Genomic DNA, 7,559 nt, shown 5'->3' on the forward strand with positions numbered 1-7,559 from the left:
CTCCCACCCTACCCCCCTCTGTTACCGCGGATCCACTACCCCCCCCCCCCCCCCCCCCCCCCCCCCCCCCCCCCCCCCGCGCCCGCGTTTTTGCCAGGCGTATGCCCGCGCCAGGTTGGTGCTTTACCCAGGTCAACTCGGTTTACATTCCCGCAATGTTCACCCAGGGGTCAGTTTTCAGCCAACATCACTTGAGGGTCATGACATGTACGCGTCCCTGGTGCACTCTTCCTCACAACCGCCGCACAACTTCACAACCACCTCCGGTCGGCCACCCCACGCCGGCCCGGACTCCCCCACCAAGGAGCTTGTGTGTCCTCCCTCTACGCGCGTCACAAGCGTTCCACTCTGGCCATCGCCACCGCCGTCGCCGCCGGAGCGCTGCTCACCACCGGTCTGACCACCGGTTCCGCCGTCGCCCAGGTCCCCGCGGACACCACCGCCAAGGCCCCGCTGGCCGCCGCCCCGCTCCAGCTGACGACGGCCGCGCGCACCACGCTCATCCAGCAGCAGCAGGCCGACGCGCCCACCACCGCCCAGGAAATAGGCCTCGGCGCCCAGGAGAAGCTGGTCGTCAAGGACGTCGTGAAGGACGTCGACGGCTCGGTCCACACCCGCTACGAGCGCACCTACGCGGGCCTCCCCGTCCTCGGCGGCGACCTGATCGTCCACCAGTCGAAGTCCGGCGAGACCAAAGGCGTGACCAAGGCGCTCAAGGCCGCCGTCAAGGTCGCCTCGCTGAAGCCGGCCGTCGCCGCGTCGAAGGCCGAGAAGCAGGCGCTGACCGCCGCGAAGGACGCCGGTTCCGAGAAGACCGCCGCCGACCAGGCCCCCCGCAAGGTGATCTGGGCGGGCGACGGCAAGCCGGTCCTCGCCTACGAGACCGTCGTCGGCGGCCTCCAGGAGGACGGCACCCCGAACGAGCTGCACGTCATCACCGACGCGGCCACCGGCAAGAAGCTGTACGAGTACCAGGCCATCGAGACCGGCAGCGGCAAGAGCCTCTACTCCGGCAGCGTCACCCTCGGCACCACCAAGTCGGGCTCGACGTTCCAGCTGTACGACACCACGCGCGGCGGCCACAAGACGTACAACAAGGCCCGCAGCACCAGCTCCTCCGCGGGCACGCTGTTCACCGACGCCGACGACGCGTGGGGCACCGGCGCCGCCTCCAGCTCCACCAGCGACCAGACGGCCGCCGTCGACGCCGCCTACGGCGCGCAGGTCACCTGGGACTTCTACAAGAGCGCCTTCGGCCGCAGCGGCATCAAGAACGACGGCAAGGCCGCCTACTCCCGCGTCCACTACGGCAACGCCTACGTCAACGCCTTCTGGGACGACAGCTGCTTCTGCATGACCTACGGCGACGGTGAGGGCAACACCCACCCGCTGACCTCGCTGGACGTGGCCGGCCACGAGATGAGCCACGGTCTGACCTCGGCCACCGCCGGCCTCAACTACAGCGGCGAGTCGGGCGGTCTGAACGAGGCGACCTCCGACATCCTCGGCACCGGCGTCGAGTTCTTCGCGAACAACGCGGCCGACAAGGGCGACTACCTCATCGGCGAGAAGATCGACATCAACGGCGACGGCACCCCGCTGCGCTACATGGACAAGCCGAGCAAGGACGGCGGGTCCAAGGACAGCTGGTCCTCCAGCCTGGGCGGCCTCGACGTGCACTACTCGTCCGGCCCCGCGAACCACTTCTTCTACCTGCTGTCCGAGGGCAGCGGCTCGAAGACGATCAACGGGGTGACCTACAACTCCCCGACGTCCAACGGCTCCACGGTCACCGGCATCGGCCGCGACAAGGCGCTGAAGATCTGGTACAAGGCGCTGACGACGTACTTCACGTCGACCACCAACTACAAGGGCGCGCGCACCGGCACGCTGAGCGCCGCGTCCGCGCTGTACGGCTCCAGCAGCACCGAGTACAAGACCGTGGCCGCGGCCTGGTCCGCGATCAACGTCAGCTGACGCACACCTGTTTGACACGAGTGGCCCCCGGGACGAAGGCATCCCCGGGGGCCGCCCTACTCTTGGGCGCATGTCCTTCACGTACGCGGATGTCGGCGCCACCCGCGAGAACGGCTTCTGCCCGCCCGGCTTCCACCCGCTCCATGTGCGCGCCCGCCTCGGTGAGGGGCAGGCGCTCTTCCGGCGGGCCGCGGACGCCGTCCTCAGCTGGGAGATGCACCGCGCGCTGGGCGTCGGCATAGACGCGACCGCCGACCGCGCCGCCCCCGACGTCGACGTCACGGTCACCCTCGCGGGCATGATCAAGGCACCGTGCCGCGTGGTCTGGACCGTGGAGGAACCCCGCCGCGCGGGCTGGGCCTACGGCACCCTCGCGGGCCACCCCGAGTGCGGCGAGGAGTCCTTCCTCGTGGACCGCACCGGCGACGGCACGGTCTGGCTGACCATCTCCGCCTTCAGCCGCGCCGCCAAGTGGTACGCCCGCGCGGGCGGCCCGGCGACCCGGGGCCTGCAGCACGCCTACGCCCGCCGATGCGGCGTGGTCCTGCGCAAGCTGTGCGCACCGCAGGACAGTGCCTGAGGCGCTACCCGGCCTCCGTCGCGGCCACCGTCACAGCCGAGGCGAGCACCACCACGGCGACGGCCGGCCGTAACGGGAGCAAGCTCCAGTCGGCCACCTTCGGCACCCACCGCCCGGCCCGCCTGCGCAGGTGGCCCACCGGGACAGGTCGGGGTGCCCACTGAGGTACGCCGTCAGGGCCGTGCCGACCACGAGCCCGGTGAGGGCGGCGAGCACGTCGGGCAGCGGGGTGTAGCGGAGCGCCACGACGGCCACGCTCGCGCCGCCGAGCAGCCACCGGCCGTGGACCGTGAGCACCAGGCGCCTGGCGTTCCTGCCACTGAGGATCACCGGCGCCTCCCCGGGTGTGACATGCGAACAGAGGGCCGGCGCGGGATCTCCCGGCCGGCCCTCGCGTCAGAGTCGCGGAGCCCTCACCGCAGCAACACCCCCGCCTCCTCCCCGAGTTCCTCCCCCGGCACCGTCACGAGCCCCAGCTCCGCGCTGGAGGCGAGGAGTCGGTGGGCCGGGAGGATGCGGACCGTGTAACCGTAGGGACCGGTGCGGTCGAGGGACAGGGGGCCCTCGTAGAACCAGCGGCCCTCCGGGTCGGGGCCGCCCGTCGGTTTGAGGGGGACGGTCGTGGCGTCGGTGATGCGGTCCCGGGTGTCGACGCGGCCGGAGAGGGCCTGGACCTCGACGTCGTCGGGGGCGAGGTCGCCGAGGCCGACGCGGACGCGGAGGGTGAGGGTGGTGCCGAGTTCGGCGGTGGCGGTGGTGGCGGACGTCTCGACGTGGTCGACGCTGACGCGGTGCCAGGCCGCACGCACCCGGGACTTCCAGGAGGCGAGTTCGCGGGCGGAGTCGGGGTCCATCGAGCGGTGGGCGAGGCCCGCGGGGGTGTACAGGCGCTCGACGTACTCGCGGACCATGCGGCCCGCCAGGACCTTCGGCCCGAGCAGGGTGAGGGTCTGGCGGACCATCTCGATCCAGCGGTCGGGCAGACCGCCCTGGCCGCGCTCGTAGAAGCGCGGGGTGACGCGCTGTTCGAGGAGGTCGTAGAGCGCGGCCGCCTCGATGTCGTCGCGGTGGTCGGGGTCGGTGCCGGCGCCGTCCGCGGTGGGGATCGCCCAGCCGAAGTCGGGCTGGAACCACTCGTCCCACCAGCCGTCGAGCACGGAGAGGTTGAGGCAGCCGTTGAGGGCGGCCTTCATCCCGGAGGTGCCGCAGGCCTCCAGCGGGCGCAGGGGGTTGTTCAGCCAGATGTCGCAGCCCGGGTAGAGCTTCTGCGCCATTCCCATGCCGTAGTCGGGCAGGAAGACGATCCGGTGGCGCACGCGCGGGTCGTCGGCGAAGCGGACCAGTTCCTGGATCAGCCGCTTGCCGCCGTCGTCCGCCGGGTGGGCCTTGCCCGCGACCACGAGCTGGATCGGCCGCTCGGGGTGCAGCAGCAGGTCCATCAGCCGGTCGCGGTCCCGCAGCATCAGCGTCAGCCGTTTGTACGACGGGACGCGCCGCGCGAAGCCGATGGTGAGCACGTCGGGGTCCAGCACCCCGTCGATCCAGCCGAGTTCGGCCGTCCCCGCGCCCCGCTGCCGCCAGGAGGCCCGCAGCCGCTCCCGCACCTCGTCCACCAACTGTTCGCGCAGGGTCCGCCGCAGCTCCCAGATGTCCTGGTCGCTGATGTCGGCGACCGCGTCCCAGCGGCCCGCGCCCCCGACGCTCAACGCGTCCTCGGCCCGCTCGGCCCCGACCTGGCGGGCGCCCAGACGCAGTACCTCCGGGGCCACCCAGGTGGGGGCGTGCACGCCGTTGGTGACGGAGGTGATGGGCACCTCGTCGGGGTCGAAGGCCGGCCACAGGCCCGAGAACATCTCGCGGCTGACGTTTCCGTGCAGCAGCGAGACGCCGTTGGCGCGCTGGGCCAGGCGCAGGCCCATCACGGCCATGTTGAAGAGGTTGGGCTCGCCGCCCGGGTAGGTCTCCATGCCGAGGCGCAGGACGCGTTCGACGTCGATGCGCGGGAGTTCGGCGTGGGGGCCGAAGTGGCGGGCGACCAGTTCGCGGTCGAAGCGGTCGATGCCGGCGGGGACGGGGGTGTGCGTGGTGAAGACCGTCCCCGCCCGGACCGCCTCGAGGGCGGGGTCGAAGTCGAGCCCCTCCTCGCAGAGTTCGGCGATGCGTTCGAGCCCGAGGAAGCCGGCATGGCCCTCGTTGGTGTGGAACACCTCCGGCTCGGGGTGGCCGGTCAGCCGGCAGTACGTCCGCACCGCCCGGACCCCTCCTATACCGAGCAGCATCTCCTGCAGCAGCCGGTGCTCGCTGCCGCCGCCGTAGAGCCGGTCGGTCACCCCGCGTTCGCCGAGGTCGTTCTCCTCGACGTCGGAGTCGAGCATCAGCAGCGGGACCCGGCCGACCTGGGCCAGCCAGATCCGGGCGTGCAGCGATGTCCCGCCGGGCAGGGCGAGGGAGACCTGGGCGGGCGTGCCGTCGGCCTCCCTCACCAGCGCCACCGGCAGTTCGTTGGGGTCGAGGACGGGATAGTGCTCCTGCTGCCAGCCGTCCCGGGAGAGGGTCTGGCGGAAGTAGCCGTGGCGGTAGAGGAGTCCGACGCCGATCAGCGGCAGACCGAGGTCGCTGGCCGCCTTCAGGTGGTCGCCGGCCAGGATGCCGAGGCCGCCGGAGTACTGCGGCAGGGCGGCGGTGATGCCGAACTCGGGTGAGAAGTAGGCGACGGCGTCGGGAAGCTCACCGGACTGCGTCTGGTACCAGCGCTCCCCGGTGACGTAGTCGTGCAGGTCGTCGGCGACCGCGGTCAGGCGGCGCAGGAAACGGCGGTCCTCGGCCAGCTCCGCGAGTCGCTCCGACGAGACACCGCCCAGCAGGCGTACGGGGTCGCAGTCGGAGGCGGCCCAGCGCTCGGGGTCGACGGACTGGAAGAGGTCTCGGGTCTCCGCGTGCCAGGACCAGCGCAGATTGCGCGCGAGGTCGCTGAGCGGCCGTAGGGGTTCGGGAAGAACGGGACGGACGGTGAATCGACGGATCGCCTTCACATTCCACCTCGGCGCGTTGCGTTGTGGACGCACGGCGGTGTGCGTCTCGGCGTCACCCTTGACGTTACCGGCGTCGGCGTCCCCTTCGCTGGGAGTGCCACGGCCCGGATGATATGGCCGATTCCACCCCCATGGGCCTTCTTGTGACACCTCGTCCCACACGAGAGGCTGCCCAGTGGCGTTCGGATCCACGCCGGGTGCACCACGCACGCGGCGCGCGGCCCGCGCGCCGCAGAGGAGGGGAAGTTCACGCCATGGCACGGACGCGACAACGGCGTCTGCGCCGGGCGGGGGGCCTGGCCGCGGTGGCCTGTGCCGCGGCCCTGTCGGCCGTCACCCTGCCCGCGCACGCCGTACCGGAGGGGCGGATATCCGGCGCCGGGGCGCCCGGTTCCGTCAGCGGAAGCTACCTGGTGACGCTCAAGGGGGGAATGAAGGCGCCGTCGGCGGCGGGAAGGAGCCTCGCCGAGACGTACGGGGTCAGAATCAGCCATGTCTACGGCACGGCGCTCAACGGCTATGCCATCAGGGCGGACGAGAGACGGGCCCGGCTTCTCGCCGCCGACCCGCGTGTCGCCTCGGTCGTCCAGGACAGCCGCGTCGCCCTCGACGGCGCCCCGCGCACCCCGCCGTCGTGGGGCCTGGACCGTGTCGACCAGCCGGCCCTGCCACTGGACGGCGGCTACACCGGGCCGAGGTCCGCGGGCGCCGGAGTGACGGTGTACGTGATCGACACCGGTATCCGCACCACGCACCGGGACTTCGGCGGCCGGGCCGGTCACGGCTGGGACTTCGTCGACGGCGACCGGACCGCGACCGACGGCAACGGGCACGGCACCCATGTCGCCGGCACCGTCGCGGGCACCGCCCACGGCGTCGCCAAGAAGGCCCGCGTGGTCGCCGTGCGCGTCCTCGCCGACGACGGCTCCGGCACGACCGCGCAGGTCATCGCCGGAATCGACTGGGTCACCCGGAACGCGCGGAAGCCCGCGGTCGCCAACCTCAGTCTGGGCGGCTATCGCAACGCCCAACTTGACGCGGCGGTACGCAACTCGATCAGGTCGGGCGTGACGTACACGGTCGCGGCGGGCAACGACGGGCTGCGGGCAGACGCCTACTCCCCCGCCCGGGTGAAGGAGGCGATCACGGTCGGCGCGACGGACCGGAAGGACACGAAACCGGCCTTCTCCAACTACGGTCCCGCCCTCGACCTGTTCGCCCCGGGCGTGTCGATCACCTCGGACTCCCACACGAGCGACACCGGCACGGCGACCTTCTCCGGTACGTCGATGGCGTCGCCGCACGCGGCGGGCGCGGCCGCGCTCTACCTGGCCGACCATCCGAAGGCAAACCCGAGTGAAGTCGCGGGTGCGCTGATTGACGGGGCCTCGAAGGGGAAGGTGTCCGGCTTGGGGCCGGGTTCACCGAACGAACTTCTGCGGGTGCCGTCCTCGTAGGGCGGAGTGCCGGTCCGGCCCCGTTCGCCTCGAACGGGGCCGGTCTTGTGTGTAGACATACGCGTGAGTAGTTAACAAAGTGCCGGATTGCCCACCCGAATAGGGTGGGAAGGCTCCACCGGTGCACCCCTCAGGTACACCACGCAGGACCCACCTCCCCACAGCCATCCGCCCACCCACGTTGACGCGGACAGGAGCGGTCATGCCCGCCACGCACCACTCGTCAGCACCCCCGACACCCAGCACCGCCGCACCCCCCGTGCGCCCCGCCGACGTCGGTCCACCACCGGTCCCGGAGCGATCCTCCACGGGCGACGCCACCGCCGTCGGACGCATACCGGTCCTCGACGTGCGGCCCGTCGTCCAGCACGGGCGCCGGCCCGCCAAGGCGGTCACCGGCGAGACGTTCCAGATCTCGGCCACCGTCTTCCGCGAGGGCCATGACGCCGTCGGCGCCAACGTGGTCCTCCGGGACCCGGACGGACGCCCCGGCCCCTGGACCCCGCTGCGTGA

At 71.7% G+C, this 7,559-nt stretch carries 6 protein-coding genes; 4 read left to right on the forward strand and 2 right to left on the reverse strand.

The window, feature by feature from the left end; genetic code table 11:
* The first annotated feature begins 312 nt into the window (after nucleotides 1-312).
* Both AC067M_RS45635 and AC067M_RS45640 read left to right on the forward strand, forming a co-directional pair.
* The gene (locus AC067M_RS45635) at nucleotides 313-1,977 is read left to right on the forward strand and encodes a M4 family metallopeptidase (RefSeq protein ID WP_478702890.1); all 1,665 of its coding nucleotides are present in this window, start codon (nucleotides 313-315) and stop codon (nucleotides 1,975-1,977) included.
* Between the two features lie 70 nt (nucleotides 1,978-2,047).
* Nucleotides 2,048-2,557 (forward strand): DUF1990 domain-containing protein, encoded by a 510-nt coding sequence (locus AC067M_RS45640; protein ID WP_478702891.1) that lies wholly within the window; start codon nucleotides 2,048-2,050, stop codon nucleotides 2,555-2,557.
* A 30-nt stretch (nucleotides 2,558-2,587) separates the two neighbouring features.
* Here AC067M_RS45640 and AC067M_RS45645 read toward each other — a convergent pair whose 3' ends face one another.
* Together AC067M_RS45645 and AC067M_RS45650 are read right to left on the reverse strand one after the other, a co-directional pair.
* Entirely contained in the window at nucleotides 2,588-2,887 is a 300-nt protein-coding gene (locus tag AC067M_RS45645) for a hypothetical protein (protein ID WP_478702892.1), read from the reverse strand.
* A gap of 83 nt (nucleotides 2,888-2,970) precedes the next feature.
* Nucleotides 2,971-5,589, reverse strand: coding sequence for a glycosyltransferase family 1 protein (locus AC067M_RS45650; protein WP_478702893.1), 2,619 nt, complete (start codon nucleotides 5,587-5,589; stop codon nucleotides 2,971-2,973).
* A gap of 254 nt (nucleotides 5,590-5,843) precedes the next feature.
* Between AC067M_RS45650 and AC067M_RS45655 the strand changes: the two genes are divergently transcribed.
* Complete coding sequence (locus AC067M_RS45655) at nucleotides 5,844-7,046, forward strand: S8 family peptidase (protein WP_478702894.1); 1,203 nt, start codon at nucleotides 5,844-5,846, stop codon at nucleotides 7,044-7,046.
* 202 nt (nucleotides 7,047-7,248) lie between these two features.
* On the forward strand, nucleotides 7,249-7,559 hold a 311-nt coding region (locus AC067M_RS45660), incomplete at its 3' end, for a maltotransferase domain-containing protein (protein ID WP_478702895.1).

The organism is Streptomyces sp. NPDC043427 (genome assembly GCF_056436655.1).

Excerpts from the sequence above, each read along its gene's own strand:
- AC067M_RS45640 (WP_478702891.1), top strand. The coding sequence starts at position 2,048 with ATGTCCTTCACGTACGCGGATGTCGGCGCCACCCGCGAGAACGGCTTC.
- AC067M_RS45655 (WP_478702894.1), top strand. The coding sequence starts at position 5,844 with ATGGCACGGACGCGACAACGGCGTCTGCGCCGGGCGGGGGGCCTGGCC.